The following is a 19,452-nucleotide window of genomic DNA, read 5'->3' as shown; positions in this document are numbered from 1 at the left end:
CATCTTTGGGCAATGGGAGGACTTCGATGAGCAAGTCGCCGAAGGATACAAAGGGACCAGTCGTGAAGAGTGGGCCAACTCGAGGCCAAAACCGGTCTCGCAATAAGGACGGTCAGTGGCGGTCCAAGCGCAGTGACTCAGGAAAATCTCGCGACAAAGGCGGGAAATCCAGTGGGAAGAAGGGATGCTTCTTGACTACAGCTGCGTGCGAGTTTCGCGGCTTGCCGGACGACTGTTACGAACTCCAGGTTCTCCGCCACCTTCGGGACGAGGTCCTCATGAAAACGCCCGAGGGCGTCGGCTTGGTGGAAGACTACTACGATATCGCCCCGCGCTTGGTGCCTCTCCTGGATAACCCTCTGGTAGCCGATCAGGTTTGGACGGACATCAGACGCGCAGTCGAACAGGCCGAGAAGGGACATACATCCGACGCAGTGGGGACCTATCGAAAAATGGTTGAAACATTGCAGCGCAGCACGGGGCAGGCTGATCTCTCAAGGCCAGCATAGGCCGTATTCCTTTGAACGTCGTAGCTGCTTGCCGACAGCCCCCTGAAGTAAGACACGCATCTGGTCGACCACTGGGATCGGCTTCCAGATCGTCGTCGATTTCTCCCGCTCTACACCGGCTTTCGTGGTCCATTGCTTGACCACTTCCCGGACGGGGTCGCGATGGTTCCACCGCCAAACGATCTCGTCGAGGTATCGCTGGAGGTGCTGTCGGCCGAGGTTGTGGTAGACCCCGACCAAGGCGCGCTGGACCTGGGAGATGACTGCCTCGGCCGTGTTTACGTGGGCGCCAGTCTCCGGGTTGGCATATTCCTTCTTGCTGTGGATCACGCGCTGGTGGTCAGCCATGGTCTTTCCCAGGCCGGGATAGCTCGTGCTTCCGTCTGTCATCAGGCGCGTCGTCGCGGGGGCGATCCACTCCAGGAGAACCGGCTCAAGCGTCGCCCTTTTGTCATCGGAAACGACCCGTGCGCGCGCCTGACCGTCTCGTGAGGCCGCTACAAAAACCATCGGCTTTCCGGTGCCCTTACCCCTTGGATTGTAGGCTCCCGAGAGGGATTTCGGGGCTCCGCCGACATAGGCCTCATCCACCTCGACGATGTCCTCCAGCGGCAGCAGCTCGGCATTCCGGTCGTCCATCATTTCCCGGATCGCGTGCCCCATCTTCCACGCGGTCTTCTGGTTAACGCCGAGCAGCCTTGCCATCACGACCGAGGAGACGCCCTTGCTCGATGTGAGCACCAAGAACATCGTGCAGATCCAGATACGCAAGTCGAACTTGGTGCCGTGCATCGGGGTAAGCGTGGTGACCGTGAACTGGAGGCGGCAGTCTCGGCACTGGTAGAGCGCGGGTCGGCAGGTCCTTCCGCGCAGCGCCGACGAGGCCACAGAGCCGCAATGCGGACAGTGCCTGCCGGTCGACCATATGATACCCTCGCCTTTCGGAGTTTTCCCGTGCACTCGATAGGCTGAAGGCATAAGACTTTGAGGGACGCCATGTGAAAGACAAGCCTCATTCGGGCAACGTTCTCTATTTGTTCCTTTATTCGGCGTCCTGAGGCGTGCGTATTCTTCTACCAATGCAGTATTGGATTTGAGCCGAGAACCCTTCCCGCACTCATTGCAGTAGTAGGATCGATTTTCGCTTGAACCTTTGATTTGCCCTCGTGCTTGATCCGCGTTCACCGAATGCAGAATCGGCGGCAATGAGAAGGAGGAACAGAGAGCGTTTCTACATGCGTTCACTGAGAAACCACCCACAGTCCGTGGGGCGAGCGTCTGGGTTATTACTCCTCTCGAAGAATTCTTCGAGAGCAGCTCCGCGTTTTTAAGGGCATTTTTTTGTCGCCATAAGGCATATCAATGCCTTATGGTCTTCCAGTGTCAACATTAGATGTCAGCAAACCACATAAATCAGAACGGCTGGGGGCGGAGCTCCCCGGAAAACAAGATGTCGCGCCCGGAACGGGCGCGCCGGTCGGGCCGGCGTAGCCGGGCCGAAACCCCTTTGGGATACGCCTGCCGAAAACCGGCGCCGCAGGGCTTGCCCCGCCGCACAGGATGCGCTCAGGTGCGGCCATGTTGAACGGGGTCAGGATCGTCGAATTCGAAGCGCTGGGGCCTGCGCCCTTTGCCGCGATGCATCTGGCGCAACTGGGCGCGGAGGTCACCGCGATCCAGCGCGCGGGCGCGGGCAACCCGGCCAAGCAGGGGCCGGCTCTGCTCGACCGGGGCAAGCGGGCGATCACGCTGGACCTGAAGACCCCCGATGACCTTGCCGTGGCGCGCGCCCTGGTCGCGCGTTCCGACGCGCTGATCGAGGGCTTCCGTCCCGGCGTGATGGAACGCCTCGGGCTGGGGCCGGAGGAGGCGCGCGCGCTCAATCCGGCGCTGGTTTATGGCCGCATGACCGGTTGGGGGCAGGACGGCCCGCGCGCCAGCCAGGCAGGGCACGACCTGAATTACGCGGGCCTCAGCGGCGCGCTGTTCTACGCGGGGCTGCCCGACGCGGAGCCGGGCGTGCCGCCGACACTGCTGGGCGATATCGGCGGGGGCGCGCTCTACCTCGTGGTGGGCATCCTGTCCGGTCTCATCAATGCGCGCGCCACCGGCAAGGGCTGCGTGGTCGACGCGGCGATCCTCGACGGGGCGAGCCACATGATGAGCCTGCTTCTGTCCATGGGCACGCAGTTCGACACGGGTGCGCGCGGACGCTCGCTGCTGGACGGGCCGCATTGGTCGCGCTGTTACGCCTGCGCCGATGGCGGCCATGTGGCGGTGCAATGCCTCGAGCCCCAGTTCTATGCCGAATTCCTTGCCCGCATGGGGCTGACGGAGGACCCGCGTTTCGCCGCGCAATACGTTCCCGCGCAATGGCCCGCGCAGACGGAGGCGCTGGCCGCGCTTTTCGCCGCGCAGCCGCGGGCGCATTGGGAGGCGCTTTTCGATGGGTCGGATGCCTGCGTGGCGCCGGTGCTGAGCCCGGCGGAGGCGCAGATCGACCCCCATGTGACCGCGCGCGGCATCTGGCAGGGCGGGGTGCCCGCCGCCGCTCCGCGCTTTGACGGGACCATTGCGCCGCCGGGGCGTATCCCCGGGCGTGGAGAACATGGCGCGGCGATCCGCGCGGAACTGCAAGAGGAGGGTCTGCTGTGAGCGAGGCGGCAAAGAGTTTCGGGGCGCTCCTGAAGGCACGGTTTTCCTGCCGGAGTTTTACCGGCGCGCCGGTCGACCGGGCATTGATCGACGCGGCGCTGAGCGACGCGCAGCATGTGCCCAGCTGGTGCAATTCCCAGCCCTGGGAGGTGCACGCCTGCGGGCAGGGGGCGACGCGGGCGCTGGCGCAGGCGTTCTTTGACCATACGCAGAATTCCGGCCATGCCTCCGACATTCCCTTTCCCAAGGCCTGGGAGGGACCGCAGCAGGCGCGACGGCGGACCTGTGGCTGGCAGTTGTACGAGGCGGTGGGCGTGCAGAAGGGCGACCGCGAAGGATCGGCCCGGCAGATGCGCGAGAATTTCCGCCTGTTCGGCGCGCAGGCCTTTTCCCTCATCACCACGCCGAAGGCGCTGGGCGCCTATGGGGTGCTGGATTGCGGCGCCTTTGTCACGGCCTTCCTGCTGGGGTTGGAGGCACGGGGGCTCGGGGCTGTGGCGATGGCCTCCGTCGCGGGGGTTTCGCCCTTCATGCGGGACTGGTTCGAGGTGGCGGAGGACCGCGACGTGCTGTGCGGCGTGGCGATCGGGCATTGCGACCGTGACCACCCGGCGAACAAATTCCGCACGGAGCGCGCAAGTCTCGACGAGGTGGTGCGCTGGCGCTGACGACCGGATCGAGGCCCCGGATTGGCCCCCCGGATTGGCCCCCTGATTGGCCCCCCCCGATTGGCCCCGGGATCAGCCGTTGTAATCCGCCTCCGACACGGCTTCGGCCCATGTGACGGTCTCGCCGTTGATGGCCTCCTGAATGGCGATATGGCTCATGGCGGTATCGGGGGCGGCGCCGTGCCAGTGGCGTTCGCCCGCTGGGAACCAGACAACGTCGCCTTGCCGGATCTCCTCGACCGGGCCGCCGTCGCGTTGCACGCGGCCCCGCCCGAAAGTGACGATCAGCGTCTGCCCCGCAGGGTGGGTGTGCCAGTTGGTGCGCGCGCCGGGTTCGAAGGTCACATGCGCCCCGGCAACGCGGCCGGGGTCCTCGGCCCGGAACATCGGATCAAGGCGGACACGCCCGGTGAACCAGTCAGCGGGGCCGGGGGCGGAGGAGGTGCTGCCTGCGCGGGTGATCTTCATGGCGGTGTCCTTTGCGGGTGGTGCAGGGTGTCAGGGTCGAAGCGGCGCGGCGGGGGCCGGGGCCTGCCCGTCGTAGCCACCCCAGACCGACTGGTCGAAGTGGATCACCGCGCCGGTCATCATGCCGCTGTCTTCGGACGCCATCCAGAGCACGGCCTTTGCGACCTCGGCGGGCTCCAGCAGGCGGCCGAAGGGCAGGGTGGCGGCCTGCCGGTCGAGGAGGGCCGGATCGCCCGACTCGGCCTCCTGCAGGGCGCGTTCGTGATCGGAGTTCATCCACCCGATATCGAGCTGGTTCACCCGGATACCGTTGCGCATGAGGGCAAAGCCGGAATTGCGGGTGAGGGTGGCCAGCGCCGCCTTGGACGCGCAGTAGGGCGCGATGAAGGGCTGTCCCGCGTGTTCTGAGGTGGAACCGATGTTGACGATGGTGCCCCGGCTGTCCGCGCGTTCCATCAGCTTGACCGCGTCCTGCATGAGAAAGAACGGCGCGCGGGTGTTGACCGCGAACATGCGGTCAAAGAGGTCGGGCGTGGTGTTCAGCAGGTTGCCCCGGTCGGTCATCCCGGCCGCGTTCACGAGGATGTCGAGGCGGCCGAAGGCGTCTTCGACTTGCGGCACGATGGCCTGAACCTCCTCGATCCGGGCCAGGTCGGCGGCGATCACGCGCATGTCGGTGCCATGCGCGGCGTGGATCGCCTGCGCGACCTTCTGGCCCTTTGCCGCGTCGCGGCCGACAATGGCGATGGCGCTGGCGCCGGCTTTGGCAAAGGCCCATGCGATGGCGGCCCCCAGCCCCTGCGTGCCGCCAGTGATCAGGGCGGTCTTGCCGTCGATACGGTTCATGCCGGTCTCCTCAGACGCCACGGCGTTGTTTCGCGCGCAGGTTTTCCTGCCCCGCGCGGGCCTTGCGGATGCTGTCGCGGTCGTTGATCTCGGGGACGCCAACGTACCAGTCGGCGCCGCCCTCGGTCCAGGTGTGGGCGTCGGTCTCGATCACCAGAACGGTGGTGCGGTCGGTGGTCTGCGCCCAGACCATGGCCTCTCCCAGTTCGGACAGGCCCGCGCACGACCGCGCCTCCGCGCCCATGGCGCGGGCGTGGGCGGCAAAGTCGACGTGCGGCGGGTTGGCGCGGTCCTTCACGCGGGCATCCGTGAGCAGGTTGTTGAAGCCGGGCACCCCCATGCCGGTCTGCAGCCGGTTGATGACGCCAAAGCCGCCATTGTCGCAGACCACGACGATCATCTTGTGCCCCGTCAGGACCGTCGAATAGATGTCGGAGTTCATCATCAGGTAGGACCCGTCGCCGACCATGACGATGGGCACGCCCGTCTGCGTGCCGTCGGCGGCGGTCTTCGCCATGGCGTGGCCCCAGCCGCCCGCGATCTCGTATCCCATGCAGGAAAAGCCGAATTCCAGGTCGTAGGTGTCGGGGGCTTTCACGCGCCAGTTCTTGGCCGTTTCACCGGGCAGGCCGCCCGCCGCCGTCACCATGGTATCGTGGACGGTGGCATGGTCGTTCACCACACGGATGACCTGCGCGTAGGAGGGCAGAGGGGCGTTGGTCGGGGCCTGCACCGCATCCAGCGCTGCGTTCCAGTCGGTATAAAGCGCCTGCGCCCGCCGCATCCGCGCCGGATCGCAGGTCCAGTCGCCAAGCGCTGCGTCGATCTCGGCCAGGCATTCCAGCGCGTCGCCCACCACCGGCAGGGCAAAGTGCTTTGCCGCGTCGAAGCGTGCGGCGTTGACGTTGATGAAACGGGCGCCGGGCGCGAAGGCGGTCCACGATCCGGTGGTGAAGTCCTGCAACCGTGTGCCCACGGCAATAACCACATCCGCCTCCTCGGCCAGCGCCTTCGACGCGTCGGTGCCCTCGATCCCCATGGCGCCGGTATAGGCCGGGTGGTCATGCACCACGGCGCCCTTGCCGGCGATGGTTTCGGTGAACGGTATTCCCCGCCGGGTGGCGAAATCCGCCAGTGCCGCGCCTGCGCCGGAATATCGCACACCGCCGCCGGAAATCAGCAGCGGGCGTCTGGCCGTCTTCAGAAGCGTTGCGGCCTCGGCCACCTCGTCGCGGGAGGGGCGGGGGCGCGGGATGCGCCATGTCCGTTCGGCGAAAAACGCCGCCGGATAGTCGTAGGCGATTTCCTGAATGTCCTGCGGCAGGCCGATGAAGGCCGGGCCGCAGTCGGCGGGGTCGAGCATCACCCGCAGCGCGTTGGGCAGGGACGACAGGATCTGCGCCGGATGCACGATGCGATCCCAGTAGCGCGACACCGCGCGGAAGCCGTCGTTGACCGTGGTCGAGGGGGAGCCGAAATGCTCCACCTGTTGCAGCACCGGGTCCGGCAGTCGATTGACAAAGGTATCCCCCGCCAGCAGCAGGAGCGGCAGGCGGTTGGCGTGCGCCGTCCCGGCGGCGGTGATCATGTTGGTCGCCCCGGGCCCGACGGATGAGGTGGCGATCATGATCTGCCGCCGCAGCCGCGCCTTGGCAAAGGCAGTGGCCGCCAGCGCCATCGACTGTTCGTTCTGGCCGCGCCATGTGGGCAGGCGGTCCTGCACCTGTTCCAGCGCCTCGCTGAGGCAGGTGACGTTGCCATGCCCGAAGATGCCGAAGACCCCGGCGAACAGGGGCACCCGGTCGCCATCAATTTCGGTGAACTGGGCGCAGAGATAGCGCACCACGGCCTGCGCCATGGTCAGGCGGATCATCGCGTCGGACATGGGCCGTCCTCCCGTCTTTGGAAACGCTCGCGGGATTCTCCCACGGGGATTCTCGTTTGGGGATTCCCCCTTTTGTGAAATGTATATTGATGCGGTGGCCTCGTCGCAACGATCATTGCGGGGCGATCCCGGCTGCCCTATCCTGTGCCACCAGACCCGGAGGACGAAATGGGCCCGCAGGCGACGCCGCCCGGCGATTACGAAGATCTGATCCGGCTTATCCACGACCGGTTCGACGCCATGAGCCCGACCTACCAGCGGATCGCGGAGTATCTGACCCAGAACCCCAACGCGGTCGCCGTGCAGTCGGTCAACGCCATTGGCCAGCAGTGTGGTATCCATGCGTCAAGCTTTGTGCGGTTTGCGCAGGCGCTGGGCTACAGCGGCTTTCGGGACCTTCAGACGCTGTTCCGGCGGCGGCTGTCGACCGCGGCGCCGGGTTTCGAGGCGCGCAAGCGCGCGCTTGAGGGCGAACTGGCGGGACGCGAGGACCGATCGGACATGGGGTTCCTGCACGATCTGGTGGTGCGGGACATCGCGTCGCTTCGGGATCTGCTGGAGCGGGTCGATGCGGCGGACCTTGACCGCGCGGCCGAGATGATCGCGGCGGCGGGGACGGTCTATGTCGCGGGGCAATTGCGGTCAGAGCCGGTGGCGGTGCTGCTGCGTTACATCCTGACCATGCTGGGGCGGCCCTGCGTGACGCTGGACGCGGGCGGCGGGCTGGCCACGCATATGGCGCGCACCATGCGGGCGGGGGATGTTCTGATCGCGGTGTCCTTCCGGTTCTACGCAACGGAGGTGGTCAATATCGTCGATGAGGCGGGGCAGGCGGGCCTGCCGGTCATCGCCATCACCGACAGCAGCCTGTCGCCGCTGAAGACAAAGGCTCGTGTGTTGTTCGCCGTGCCGGAGCACGATTACACGTTTTCGCGGTCTCTGGCGGCGCCGATGTGTCTTGCACAGGCACTGATGGTGGCGGTGGCGGCGCGGGTGCAGGAGGGCGCGGGCGAGCCGCGCATCCCCGTGGTGACAGGGCGCGAGCCCATGGGGCGCTGACCGATCATGCCGCGCCGCTGGTCGTGCAGAATCCGGCCCGAGCCGCCGACCATCCATGGCGATCGTCTTCGGGTGGTGAACGGGGGCGCAGGTGCGACGGCGCCCGGTCAAGGCAAGCACAGGGGCCGGGCGAAACGGCGGCGTCAAGGCTGGGGCGCTGCCCCGGACTCGCGAATTTCACAAGCCGAGACGAAGCACGGGGACGGCGGCCGCGCGGAGGGAGGGGATGCCGGAAGCTTTGCCGGCAGCTTTGCCGGAAGCTTTTCAAGAAGCTTTTCAGGAGGCGGTAGTGCGGCGAGGAGCATTTACACTTGCGCGCTCAGGCCCTCTGGTGGGGGGACTGAGAGGCGGACTGCCATGGAGGCTGGCATGACGGGGTACTTCGACGAGCAGATCGGCGCGGCGCTGGAAGGCGGCGGCGCGGTGGCGGTGAGTGGGGCGGGAGAACTGCCGTCCTGTTTTGCAACCTCGGACCTGGCGGTGGCCTCTGTTGCGGCGGCCGCAGGGCAACTGGCGCGGTTGACGGGAGAGGCGGCGGAGGTCGACCGGCGGCGAACCTTGATCTGGTTCTCTCGGACGTTGCGGCCGGAGGGGTGGGATCTGCCCTCGGCCTGGGATTCGGTGGCCGGGGATTATCGCGCTGCGGATGGCTGGATCCGGCTGCACACCAACGCACCGCATCACCGGACGGCGGCCCTGTCGGTGCTGGGTTGCGCGGGGGAGAGCGCGGCGGTGGCCGAGGCGGTGACGGACTGGAAGGCCGAGGCGCTGGAGACGGCGGTGGTGGGTGCCGGCGGCGCGGCGGCGGCGATGCATTCTCTTGACGGCTGGGCCGCGCATCCGCAGGGGCGCGCGGTGGCGGTGGAGCCTTTGATTGCGTGGGAGGACGCGGGGCAGGGGCGGGGTCAGGGTGGCTTGGACGGGATCCGGGTGCTTGACCTGACGCGGGTGCTCGCCGGGCCGGTGGCGACACGATTCCTTGCCGGGTTCGGGGCGCGTGTGCTGCGTATAGATCCGCCAGGCTGGTCGGAACCGGGGGTGGAGCCGGAGGTCACGCTGGGCAAGCGCCGCGCCGGGCTGGACCTGCGCCGGGCGGAGGATCGCGCGCGGTTCGAGGCGCTGTTGCGCGAGAGTGATGTGCTGGTGCACGGCTACCGCCCCGGCGCGCTGGAGGGGCTGGGCTACGGCGGAGAGGTGCGGCAGCGGCTGGCGCCTGCCTGCGTGGACGTGAGCCTGAACGCCTATGGCTGGACGGGGCCGTGGGCCGGTAGACGGGGGTTCGACAGCCTCGTGCAGATGAGTTGCGGCATCGCGGCGGAGGGCATGGCGCGGCGTGGGGGCGAGCCGGCAGCGGGGGCGCGTCCCGTGCCGCTGCCGGTTCAGGCACTGGATCACGCGACGGGCTACCTGATGGCGGCGGCGGTGCTGCGCGCCCTGCGGGTGCGGCAGGAGGAGGGCCGCGTCCTGAGCGCGCGGCTGTCGCTGGCGCGCAGTGCAGCGCTGCTGACCGGCGCGGGGGCACGGGCGTTCACGGGGGAACCGCTGGAGGAAGGACCACAGGACCTGTCGCCGGAGAGCGAGGCGACCGGCTGGGGTCCGGCGCGGCGCGTGGCCTTTCCGGGGCGTCTGGGCGGGCGGGGGCCGCGCTGGGCCTTCCCGGCAGGACCGCTGCGCTGCGACCCGCCGGACTGGCCCTGATCCGGGCGTTTTCAGGCCTGCGTTTTCAGCCCTGCTCTGGTCAGGCGGCGGTGGTCAGGCCGCCACTGGCCCTCGGTTCCAGCGCCTGCATCTGGTCCTCCGCCCAGAAACGGATGTCCTGCTTGCGCACCAGTTCGCGCAGGAGCTTCATCCGGCCGCGCCGCTCTTCTTCGGGCATTTCCAGTGCGTAACTGAGCGCGCTGTCCATGGAACGGTGGCTGAAGGGGTTCGTCGGCACGGCGGTGGCCAGTTCAACCGCCGCCCCCGCGAATTCCGACAGCACGAGTATACCGTCGCCGTCGGTGCGCGCGGCGCAGTATTCCTTGCAGACGAGGTTCATGCCGTCGGCCAGCGGCGTGATCCACGCGATGTCGGCGGCGCGGTAGTAGGCCACCAGATCGGTGAAGGCCACCGGGCGCGAGATCAGCAGCAGCGGCTGCCAGTCGAAGCTGCCGTACCGCCCGTTGATCCGGCCCGCCATATGTTCCAGATCCTCCTGGATCTGGCGGTAGGCCGTCATGTTCTCGTTCGCCATGACGGAGACGTGCATCAGCTGGATACGCCCGCGCAGGTCGGGGCGCGATTCCAGCAGGCGTTCGTAGGATTCCAGCTGCTCGATCCCGCCCTTCGTGTAGTCGGTGCGCCCGACCGAGAGGATCAGGCGGCGATCCCCCAGGTCCGTACGGATCTGGTCGAGCCGCGCGGCGGTGTCCTTCGAGGTGGCAAGGCCTTCGATGTAATCGACGTCGACGCCGACGGGGCTGGCCTGAAGCCGTACGGTGCGGCCTTCGTAGGCGACCTCCGTGATGACGGATTGCTCCGACAGGGCGGAGGTCTGGGCGTTCAGCTCCGCCTTCACCTTTTCACGCTTCTGGGTGTCGACCTCGAGCAGGGACCGTGCGGCGGTGACGAAGTTGTTCACGTACCGCGGTATGTGAAAGCCGACCACGTCGCAGGCCAGCAGGCTTTCGAGGATCTCGCGACGCCACGGCAACACGTTGAAGATATCGGCGGGCGGGAAGGGCGTGTGGTGGAAGAAACTGATCTTCACGTCGGGGCGCAGGGTGCGCAGGTAGCCCGGCACCAGCCAGAGGTTGTAGTCGTGTACCCAGACCGTGGCGCCCTCGGCGGCCTCGGCGGCGGCGGCCTCGGCAAAGGCCCAGTTCACCTCCCGGAAGGTCGACCAGTCGACGGGGTCGTAATTGTAGCGTTCCTTGAACCCGTGCAGGATCGGCCAGAAGGCCTCCTTTGACGAGACGTGGTAGAAGGAATTGACCTGCGCGGGCGTCAGCGGCAGGCGCGAGACGGTGTATTTTCCATGTGGGTCGTCGATTTCCACCACGCGGTCGAAACCGGGGTTCGACGGGTCCTGCGCGTGCTTCCACGCGATCCACGCGCCCTTGTCCACGCGGCCAAAGAAGCTTTTGAGCGTCGGGACGATGCCGTTGGGGGATTTGTTTTCGCGATACTCGATCTGTCCGTCGACCTCGACCTCCTCGTAGGGCTGGCGGTGGTAGACGATGACAAGGTCGGAGCGGCTTTGGGTGTCGGACGGCATGGGTTATCCTTTCGGCGTGTCGTGAAGGTCGAGCGCGGCGATGGCCTCGAGAATACCGGCGGCGCCATGGGCCTTTGCGCGGTAGGTCTCGTGGCCATCGAGCCGGGCGACCAGATCGGGTTCGGAATTGCCGACCGCCACGGCGGGCAGGCCGGAGATCAGCATGGAGAGGTCGTTGAGCGTGTCCCCGGCGCAAAGGACGGTGTGCTCCGCGATGTCCAGGTGGTCGATCAGGCGGCGGATCGAGGGGCCCTTCGACACCCCCTTTGGCAGCACGTCAAAGAAGCGGTTGTCGGAGATCAGCCAGTCGGCGCCAAGCTCCTCCACCCGCGCCTTGGCGCCCGGATCGAAGCGGGCGGCGTCGAGGTCGTAGGAGACGCGGTAGCGGAAGGGCGTCGGTTGCAGGCTGAGGCCGGGGTGATCGTCCAGCGCGGCGCGCACCACGTCGCCGCGGTCGCCCCAGCGCGCGGCGATGTCTTCTTCCAGCGCGGCGATGGGGGTGACATGGCCGTCGGCCGTGACTTCCGCGATGGTCGTGCCCACGTCGCCCACCACGTATTCCGGCCAGGGCAGGCCATTCCGGCGGCACATCCGCATGATGAATTCCGGATCGCGCCCGGTGACAAAGATCAGGCCGATGGAATGACGGTTGTCCTCGATCCAGCCATAGAGGGTTTCGCGTTCCTCGCGCGTCCCCCCGAGAAACGTGCCGTCGAGGTCAGTGGCCAGCGTAAAGCGGCGCTTGGCCATGGCGGGGCGGGGGACACCTCCCGATGAAGCGTGCACGGTCATGACGAACCTCCGATCTGCAAGGTCTGGGGGGCGGGATGGTCGAAGGACAGGTCGAGCGCGAAGGGTTCTGCCTCGATCGGGCGGGCCCAGAGGGCGGAGAAGGCCTGCCGGATGTCAGCGCCTTGGTGCAGCACGGCGTTCACCGTTTCGCAGATCGGCATGGGCACACCGACGCGGCGGGCGAGGTCGGTGACAGAGATGGCGTTGACCTCGCCCTCGACAACTGTAGGGCGCCCGTCGAAACAGTTCGGGCGCGGGATGCCCTGTCCCAACTGGTGTCCCAGCGACATGTTGCGCGAGGTGGTGGACGAACAGGTCAGCGTCAGGTCACCCGCACCGGAAAGGCCGGTCACTGTTTCTCGGCGGCCGCCGAGGGCGGTGGCGAGCAGCTTCATTTCGTCGATGCCGCGGGTAATGAGGGCCGCGCGGGTGTTTTCGGCAAAGCCCGCGCCGGACATGATCCCGCAGGCGATGGCGATGACATTCTTGACCGCGCCGCCGACCTCGACGCCCACGAGGTCGTCGGAGACGTAGGGCCGAAACCCGCTGCCCGAAAGCGTCAGCGCCATGCGCGCGGCGGGGCTGCGACCGGGGTCGAGGCGGTCGGCGTAGCTGAAGGGGAAGGCGACGGTGGCCGCCGTCGGATGATCGAGCGCGGTTTCGCGCGCGAAGGTCGGGCCGGAGACCGCGCCCACCGGATGACCGGGAAGCTCCTCGCTGACAACCTCCGAAAGCAACAGGCCAGTGCGCTTTTCCACGCCCTTGCAGGCCAGCGCGATGGGGATGCCTTCGGGGATGTAGGGGGCGATGGCCTGACACATGCCGCGCAGGGTAGAGGAGGGGGTTGCAAGCAGCGCCGCCTTGGCGCCGTCGAGCGCGGTGGCCAGATCGGCGGTGGCGGTGATGCGGTCGGGCAGGGCGAAGCCGTCGAGGTAGTCGGGGTTTTCGCGGTGCCGGTTGATCGCCTCCGCGAGGTCGGGGCGCCGGGCCCAGAGGGCGGCGTCATGGCCGTTGCGGGCGATTACCGTGGCGAGGGCGGTGCCCCAGCTGCCGGCGCCGAGCACGGCGACACGGGAATAGGGCGAGGCGGGGGGACTGGCGGTATCCTTGATAGGGGCGCTCCATCTGTCGTTCTGCCTGAGCGCGCGGCTCCGCGACGCTGAATGCGGCGGAACCCGCGTCTTTTCAGTGTAACAAAGATTGTCGGGGAGTGGTTCCGTCCTCGCGCAAATTTTTGCTGCGATGCGGCACGCGCCTGCTGTCTGCCCGTTTTTTTGGCGCTGGTGGGCGGTGGCGAGAGGCGGGTCTTTGAGTATTTCGGCCACAGAAGCAGGACGCGTGCATCAGCTTCTTCTTGGTGACAATACCCCCGTCGGAGGCACCTTCCCGGTAAAACCGCGCTGCGCCAGAGGGGGGCGGCTCGGGGCCGCCCCGATCCGGGATCAGAGTTTGATCCGGAAGGCGGCGAAGCCGTCGCTGGCCTCGCCCGCATCCTCCATGCTGACGCCCTTTACATCGGCCATGTAGTCGCGCGCCTTGGGCCCGGTCTCGAACAGGACCGTGGTGTCCTTGTCCATCGGCGCAAACGACCAGTTCGCGTCCGCCGAGGGGCTGATGGTACCCTGTTCGACGATGTAGCGCACGATGACGTCGCGGTTGGTGTCGGGTCCTTCGAAGACGATGGTATCGCCCATGGCGCCGGGGAAGGAGCCGCCGCCGCCCGCGCGGTAATTGTTCGTCGCGACGATGAACTCCTGCGCCGGGTCGATCGGCTTGCCCGCGTACTGCAGGTTCACGATACGCGAGGCCTCGGGGTTCTCCAGTTCGCCCTTCGGGCCGAACATCGACGGCTGGCTGAGGTCGATCTGGTAGGTGACCCCGTCCATCACGTCGAAGTTGTAGCTGGGGAAGTCGGGGTTCAGCAGCACGGCATCCTCTGCGCCCGGTTCCACCTGATTGAACATGCCCGCGGAGCGTTCCAGCCAGTCCTTCACCTGTGCCCCGGTGATTTTTACCGCGCGCACTGTGTTGGGGTAGAGGTAGAGGTCGGCCACGTTCTTGATCGCCACGTCGCCCTTTGCGACGTCTGTGTAGTACTCCGGGCCACCGCGGCCGCCGGCCTTGAAGGGGGCGGCGGCGGAGAGGATGGGAAGGCCTTCGTATTCCGTGCCCTCCAGCATCTGCTTGATATACCACTCCTGCGCGTTCGAAACGATCTGCACGGAGGGGTCGTCGGCGACCAGGGCGAAGTAGGAATAGAGCGGCGCGTCGGTCTTGCCCACGGCGCGGCGGACGTATTCCAGCGTTGCCTCGTGTTCGGCCTTCGTGGCCTCCAGCACGGGGGCGTAATCCTCGACCAGCGGCGTGATGGAACGGTCCTCGTTGCGCTGCGAGATCGGCCGTGCCTCGGTGGTGGCGGAGACAACCGTCCAGCTGTTGCCGTCGCGCTCCAACAGCAGGTCGATCAGGCCCATATGGGAGCCCCAGAAGCCGCCCATGACGGCGGGTTTCCCGTGGATGGTGCCCTTTTCCGCGTCGACGGCGGCGTAATCGGCGTAGGTTGGCGAGGGGAAGACGAGATGCGAATGCCCGGTCAGCAGCGCGTCCACCCCGTCGACGGCGGCGAGCGGTACGGAGGCGTTCTCCATCCCGTCCACGTGATCCGCCGACCCTATGCCCGAATGCGACAGCGCGATGATGATCTCCGCGCCTTCCTCCCGCATCTGCGGCACGTAGGCCTGCGCGGTCGCCACGATGTCGCGGGCGGTCACGTTGCCCTCGAGGTGCTTGCGGTCCCAGTTCATCACCTGCGGCGGGGTGAAGCCGATGACGCCGACCTTGATCGGGTGGCTGTTGCCCGCCCCATCGGTCAGCTGGCGTTCGAGGATGACGTAGGGCTTGAAGAGCGTTTCGTCCTTCGTGGGATCTGTGCCTTCGCCCTTCACGATATTGGCCAGAACCAGCGGGTAGTCGGCCCCGGCAGCGGATTTCATCAGGAAATCGAGCCCGTAGTTGAATTCGTGGTTGCCGATGGTGCCCGCGTCGATCTTCAGCGTGTTGAGCGCGGTGATGACCGGGTGCAGGTCGCCCTCCTTCATGCCGCGTTCGTAGGCGATGTAATCGCCCATCGGGTTGCCCTGCAGGAAATCGCCGTTGTCCAGTGTCAGCGTGTTGGTGGCCTCGGCGCGGATGGCGTCGATCAGCGAGGCGGTGCGCGACAGGCCCACCGTGTCCACCGGCTTGTCCGAGTAGTAGTCGTAGGGCCAGACGTGCACGTGCAGGTCTGTGGTTTCGAGGATGCGGAGGTGCGCCTGGTTGGTCTGCGCGTTCGCCGAATAGGGGTGCAGCGCGATCAGCGCGGCGCCCGAGGTGGTTGTGGCCAGGAACTGGCGACGGTTGAAAGTCTGTGTCATCGGATTCCCCTGCTGGTGTTTTGACGGCAGTTTGCATGCTTCGGACACGGTTGTGTGACAAATCTTGCACTGCCGCCACGGAAGGCGGGGGTCGGCTGATGCGATTGCCTTTTCGCCGGGCGCGCCGGATAACGGCCCGGGAACGGAGGGTGCGCGATGCGACATGCGGAAACGGTGACATTCGGCGGCTCGGGCCTTGACCGCGCGGCCGAGTTGCGGGGCAGAGACCTGAGCGGACAGGACCGCGTTGCGGTGGTGCTCTGGCGCGGCAAGGTGCTGATATCGGATGCGGGCCTGATGCGGCTGCCGCTGGGCCATCCCTTGCTGGCGCGTGCGGTGCGTTCGCCGGTTCTGCTGGGACGGGAGGCGGCGCGGCTGGTGCTCGCGGTGGAAATCGGCTGGCAGCCGGAGGAGGACTTGTCCTCGCTCGGGTCCTTTGTCGATGCCTCCGAACAGGTGCATCCGGATTGCCCGGAGGGGCGGTTCGCGGAACTGCGGCGGATCATGACGCAGCTTGGCGCGCGGGACGCGGAACTGGCCGCGACGGCGAAGGCAATCCACGGCTGGCACGCCACGCATGGCTTCTGTGCCCGCTGCGGTGCGCCCTCGGAGGTGTCGCAATCCGGCTGGCAGCGGAACTGCACGCGTTGCGGTGCACCGCATTTTCCGCGTACCGATCCGGTGGTCATCATGCTGATCACCCATGGCAACCGCTGCCTGCTGGGGCGTTCTCCCGGCTGGCCGGAGGGCATGTATTCCTGTCTTGCGGGCTTTGTCGAACCGGGCGAGACCATCGAGGCCGCCGTGCGCCGCGAAGTGCTGGAGGAATCCGGCATCCGGGTGGGGCGCGTGCGGTATCTTGCCAGCCAGCCATGGGCCTTTCCGTCTTCTCTGATGTTCGGCTGCCACGGCGCGGCGGAGAGCGACGAGATCCGCATCGATCCGGCGGAACTGGAGGATGCGCGCTGGCTGACCCGCGAGGAGGTCGCCGATTCCGCCGCCGGGCTGAGGACGGACGTGCTGCCCGCGCGCAAGGGGGCCATCGCGCATTTCCTGCTGAATGCGTGGCTGACCGACAGGCTTGCCTAAGCCGTTGGATTGACGGGGCCGTTCGGCTATGGTCCTTCTCACAAGGGCAGTCCCCGCAGGGCTACAAAAGGAACAGGCCATGCAACTAACCGCACGCGAAGATGTCGAGGCGCCGCTGGATCGGGTGTTCGCCGCGCTGTCGGATTTCGACAGCGTCGAACGGCAGGCGCTGCGCCGCGGGACGGACGTGCAGCGGACCTCCGGCCCGGCGACGGGGGCGGCTGAAGGCATGACCTGGCACGCCAGTTTCGGGTTTCGCGGCAAGACGCGCGAGGCGGATATCCAACTGACCGAGTTCCAGCCGCCGGACCGCATGGTCTTTGCTTCCACCAGCGGCGGGCTTCAGGTGGGGATGATCCTCGACGTGGTGGCTCTGTCGCGGACGCGCACGCGGATCGGGGTGACGGTGGACATGGTGCCGACGACGCTTTCGGCGCGGCTGCTGGTGCAGTCGCTGAAGCTTGCCAAGGGGGGGATGGAGCGCCGGTTCCGGGAGCGGATGAAGACCCTTGCCCGCGACCTTGAAAAACGTCTTCAGACCGGTTGAGGGAGATCGCGATGCGGTTGGGCTGGGTGGCGCTTGTGCTCTATGCGATGGGTTTGCAGCCTGTACGGGCGCATGAATTCTGGATCGAGCCGGAGGCGTATGTCGTTGCCCCCGACACGCCGGTGGTCGCGAGGCTGAAGGTGGGCGACCGGCTGAAGGGGGCATCCTCTGCCTACGTGCCACCGAACTTTCGCCGCTTCGACGTGATTGTCGCAGGGGAGGTGATCCCGGTGCAGGGGCGCCCCGGCGACATGCCCGCGCTGAACATGGTGGTCGGCCGCGAGGGGCTTGCCACGGTGGTGCATGTGACCCGGGATTACACGCTGACCTACAAGGACCGCGCCACGTTCGAGCGGTTCTGCGATCACAAGGATATCGGCTGGGCCTGCGCGGCCCATGACGGGCGCGGGCTGGACCACGACATTGTGCGCGAGCAGTACACGCGCTTTGCCAAAAGCCTCGTTGCGCTGGGCGAAGGACGGGGATCGGACGCGGAGGTGGGGCTGGAGACGGAGATCGTCGCGGAGGCCAACCCCTATACCGACGACCTCTCGGACGGTTTTCCGATCCGGGTGCTGTACGAGGGCGCCCCGCGCGGCGATGCGCAGGTGGAGGTCTTTGACAAGTCCCCCGATGGGACGGTCGACGTGCGCCTCTATCGCACGGACGCAGAGGGCCGGACGGTCGTCGACGTGACGCCGGGCCATGCCTACCTGCTGGACGCGGTGACCATGCTGGAATTGCCGGTGCAGGGCGACGGACCGGCATGGAGCAGCCGCTGGGCATCGCTGACCTTCGCGGTGCCGCAGTGATCGAGGCGCTGCGCGCCGCGCTGGGCAATGCGGTTCTGACCGGCGCGGACATGGCTCCCTGGTCGCGCGACTGGACGGGGCAGTACCAATGGACCCCGCTCTGCGTGGTGCGTCCGCGCGACACCGGCGCGGTCTCCACCGTGATGCGGCTGGCCCATGCCGAAGGCGTGCCGGTGGTGCCGGTCTCCGGCCATACCGGGTTGTCGGGTGGCACGCTGGGGGAGGGGGCGGTGATGCTCTCGCTGGACCGGCTCGACAGGATCGAGGAGATCCGGCCCGAGGCCCGCGTCGCCCGCGTCGGTGCCGGTGTGATCCTGTCGGACCTGCACGCCGCCGCCGCTGTGTACGACCTGTGTTTCCCGATGACCTTCGGGGCGAAGGGCTCCGCGCGTCTCGGCGGCCTTCTTGCCACCAATGCCGGTGGCTCCAACGTGCTTCGGTATGGCAATACCCGCGACCTCGTACTGGGGCTGGAGGCGGTTCTGGCCGATGGGCGGGTGGTCGACCTCATGTCGGAACTGCACAAGAACAACACCGGTTACGACCTGCGCCACCTGTTGATCGGCTCCGAAGGGACGCTGGCCGTCATAACCCGCGCGGTGCTGAAACTGACGCCGGCGCCGCGCGCCCATGCCACGGCGATGGTGGCGACCGAAACGCTCGACGGTGCGCTCATGCTTCTGAACCGTCTGCAGCAGATGACCGGCGGCGCGGTGGAGGCCTTCGAGTACATGCCGCGCGCCTATATGGAGGCGCACGCCCGGCTCGACCCCGCCGCGCGCCCGCCCTTCGACACTGGGTACGACGTGAATATCCTGGTTGAGCTTTCCGCCACCGCGCCGCGCGATGCCGACACCGGTCCAGACGGGGCTGTGCCGCTTACCGGCTATCTCGAAGCCGTACTCGCGCAGCTCTACGGAGAAGGCCTCGTGCTCGACGCCACAGTGGCCCGGTCGGACGCACAGCGCGCCGCCTTCTGGGCCCGGCGCGAGGCCGCCGCAGAAATCTCTCTCTCGCACCGTCCGGCGGTGGTGAATGACGTGGCCGTGCCGCTCGACCGTGTGGCGCGTTTTCTCGACATGGCCGGTGCCCGTGTCCGCGCCATCGCCGCCGAGGCCCGCGATATGACCGTGGCGCATCTTGGCGATGGCAACCTGCACTATGTCGTCTGGCTGGAAGACTCCGCGCAGCGGGATCCGGTGATGGAGGCGGTGGAGGACGTCGTGCTGACGCTCGGCGGCAGCTTTTCCGCCGAACACGGTATCGGCACCTCGAAACTGGCCAGCATGGCCCGCCGGAAGGACCCGGTCGCGCTCGACATGATGCGCGCGATCAAGCAGGCGCTCGATCCGAAGGGCATCCTCAACCCGGGCAAGACGGTACCGCCCGCCTGACGCTGCTGCTTCTTCCTGGTTTAAATACCTCTCGGGGGTCCGGGGGCAGACAGACCCCG

The 19,452-nt window shown here is 67.1% G+C and carries 16 protein-coding genes and 1 pseudogene; 9 read left to right on the top strand and 8 right to left on the bottom strand.

What is annotated here, in order from left to right:
- Positions 1-26 precede the first annotated feature (26 nt).
- A complete protein-coding gene (locus J5474_RS23260; protein WP_425342872.1) occupies positions 27-509 on the top strand; it encodes a CFI-box-CTERM domain-containing protein in 483 nt (160 codons plus the stop codon).
- Here J5474_RS23260 and J5474_RS08590 read toward each other — a convergent pair.
- Positions 495-1,445 (bottom strand): annotated as a pseudogene (locus tag J5474_RS08590) (IS1595 family transposase); the annotation flags it as partial. The gene J5474_RS23260 and the pseudogene J5474_RS08590 overlap by 15 nt on opposite strands.
- A gap of 642 nt (positions 1,446-2,087) precedes the next feature.
- Here J5474_RS08590 and J5474_RS08585 point away from each other — a divergent pair.
- The gene (locus J5474_RS08585) at positions 2,088-3,164 is read left to right on the top strand and encodes a CaiB/BaiF CoA transferase family protein (RefSeq protein ID WP_209360458.1); all 1,077 of its coding nucleotides are present in this window, start codon (positions 2,088-2,090) and stop codon (positions 3,162-3,164) included.
- Complete coding sequence (locus J5474_RS08580) at positions 3,161-3,832, top strand: nitroreductase family protein (protein WP_209360456.1); 672 nt, start codon at positions 3,161-3,163, stop codon at positions 3,830-3,832. The genes J5474_RS08585 and J5474_RS08580 overlap by 4 nt, the downstream gene beginning before the upstream one ends.
- Positions 3,833-3,904: 72 nt before the next feature.
- Here J5474_RS08580 and J5474_RS08575 read toward each other — a convergent pair whose 3' ends face one another.
- Genes J5474_RS08575 through iolD form a run of 3 tightly spaced genes read right to left on the bottom strand, consistent with a single transcriptional unit; the run spans position 3,905 to position 7,031 of the window.
- Positions 3,905-4,300: a (R)-mandelonitrile lyase gene (locus J5474_RS08575; protein ID WP_209360455.1), complete on the bottom strand. Its 396-nt coding sequence runs from the start codon at positions 4,298-4,300 to the stop codon at positions 3,905-3,907.
- Positions 4,301-4,330: 30 nt separating this feature from the next.
- The gene (locus tag J5474_RS08570; protein ID WP_209360453.1) at positions 4,331-5,146 is read right to left on the bottom strand and encodes an SDR family oxidoreductase; all 816 of its coding nucleotides are present in this window, start codon (positions 5,144-5,146) and stop codon (positions 4,331-4,333) included.
- 10 nt (positions 5,147-5,156) lie between these two features.
- Positions 5,157-7,031, bottom strand: a complete 1,875-nt coding sequence (gene iolD / locus J5474_RS08565) for a 3D-(3,5/4)-trihydroxycyclohexane-1,2-dione acylhydrolase (decyclizing) (protein WP_209360451.1) — start codon at positions 7,029-7,031, stop codon at positions 5,157-5,159.
- Between the two features lie 168 nt (positions 7,032-7,199).
- Between iolD and J5474_RS08560 the strand changes: the two genes are divergently transcribed.
- Together J5474_RS08560 and J5474_RS08555 are read left to right on the top strand one after the other, a co-directional pair.
- Positions 7,200-8,090, top strand: a complete 891-nt coding sequence (locus J5474_RS08560; RefSeq protein ID WP_209360450.1) for a MurR/RpiR family transcriptional regulator — start codon at positions 7,200-7,202, stop codon at positions 8,088-8,090.
- A 369-nt stretch (positions 8,091-8,459) separates the two neighbouring features.
- Positions 8,460-9,788 carry a CoA transferase gene (locus J5474_RS08555; protein ID WP_209360448.1) on the top strand — a complete coding sequence of 443 codons (1,329 nt, stop codon included), beginning with the start codon at positions 8,460-8,462 and terminating at the stop codon, positions 9,786-9,788.
- Positions 9,789-9,828: 40 nt separating this feature from the next.
- Here the strand turns inward: J5474_RS08555 and ggpS are convergent, their stop codons facing one another.
- The 4 genes from ggpS to J5474_RS08535 all read right to left on the bottom strand — a co-directional run bounded on the left by ggpS (position 9,829) and on the right by J5474_RS08535 (position 15,551).
- Positions 9,829-11,346 (bottom strand): glucosylglycerol-phosphate synthase, encoded by a 1,518-nt coding sequence (gene ggpS, locus J5474_RS08550; RefSeq protein WP_209360446.1) that lies wholly within the window; start codon positions 11,344-11,346, stop codon positions 9,829-9,831.
- A 3-nt stretch (positions 11,347-11,349) separates the two neighbouring features.
- A complete protein-coding gene (locus J5474_RS08545) occupies positions 11,350-12,138 on the bottom strand; it encodes an HAD-IIB family hydrolase (protein WP_209360444.1) in 789 nt (262 codons plus the stop codon).
- Positions 12,135-13,202, bottom strand: a complete 1,068-nt coding sequence (locus tag J5474_RS08540; protein WP_209360442.1) for an NAD(P)H-dependent glycerol-3-phosphate dehydrogenase — start codon at positions 13,200-13,202, stop codon at positions 12,135-12,137. Before J5474_RS08540 ends, J5474_RS08545 begins: the two co-directional genes overlap by 4 nt.
- 378 nt (positions 13,203-13,580) lie before the next feature.
- A complete protein-coding gene (locus J5474_RS08535; RefSeq protein WP_209360440.1) occupies positions 13,581-15,551 on the bottom strand; it encodes a bifunctional 2',3'-cyclic-nucleotide 2'-phosphodiesterase/3'-nucleotidase in 1,971 nt (656 codons plus the stop codon).
- Positions 15,552-15,707: 156 nt separating this feature from the next.
- Between J5474_RS08535 and nudC the strand changes: the two genes are divergently transcribed.
- The 4 genes from nudC (at position 15,708) to J5474_RS08515 (ending at position 19,393) form a co-directional block, all read left to right on the top strand.
- On the top strand, positions 15,708-16,640 hold the full coding sequence (nudC, locus tag J5474_RS08530; protein ID WP_209360439.1) for an NAD(+) diphosphatase: 933 nt from the start codon (positions 15,708-15,710) through the stop codon (positions 16,638-16,640).
- A gap of 79 nt (positions 16,641-16,719) precedes the next feature.
- The gene (locus J5474_RS08525; protein ID WP_209360437.1) at positions 16,720-17,187 is read left to right on the top strand and encodes an SRPBCC family protein; all 468 of its coding nucleotides are present in this window, start codon (positions 16,720-16,722) and stop codon (positions 17,185-17,187) included.
- Between the two features lie 11 nt (positions 17,188-17,198).
- Positions 17,199-17,999: a DUF4198 domain-containing protein gene (locus J5474_RS08520; protein ID WP_209360435.1), complete on the top strand. Its 801-nt coding sequence runs from the start codon at positions 17,199-17,201 to the stop codon at positions 17,997-17,999.
- Positions 17,954-19,393: an FAD-binding oxidoreductase gene (locus J5474_RS08515; RefSeq protein WP_209360433.1), complete on the top strand. Its 1,440-nt coding sequence runs from the start codon at positions 17,954-17,956 to the stop codon at positions 19,391-19,393. Before J5474_RS08520 ends, J5474_RS08515 begins: the two co-directional genes overlap by 46 nt.
- Positions 19,394-19,452 lie beyond the last annotated feature (59 nt).

The organism is Sagittula salina (assembly GCF_017813235.1).
Taxonomy (GTDB): Bacteria; Pseudomonadota; Alphaproteobacteria; order Rhodobacterales; family Rhodobacteraceae; genus Sagittula; species Sagittula salina.
The sequence above is the reverse complement of the archived record's forward strand: the minus strand, read 5'-3'. Positions and strand labels throughout refer to the sequence as shown.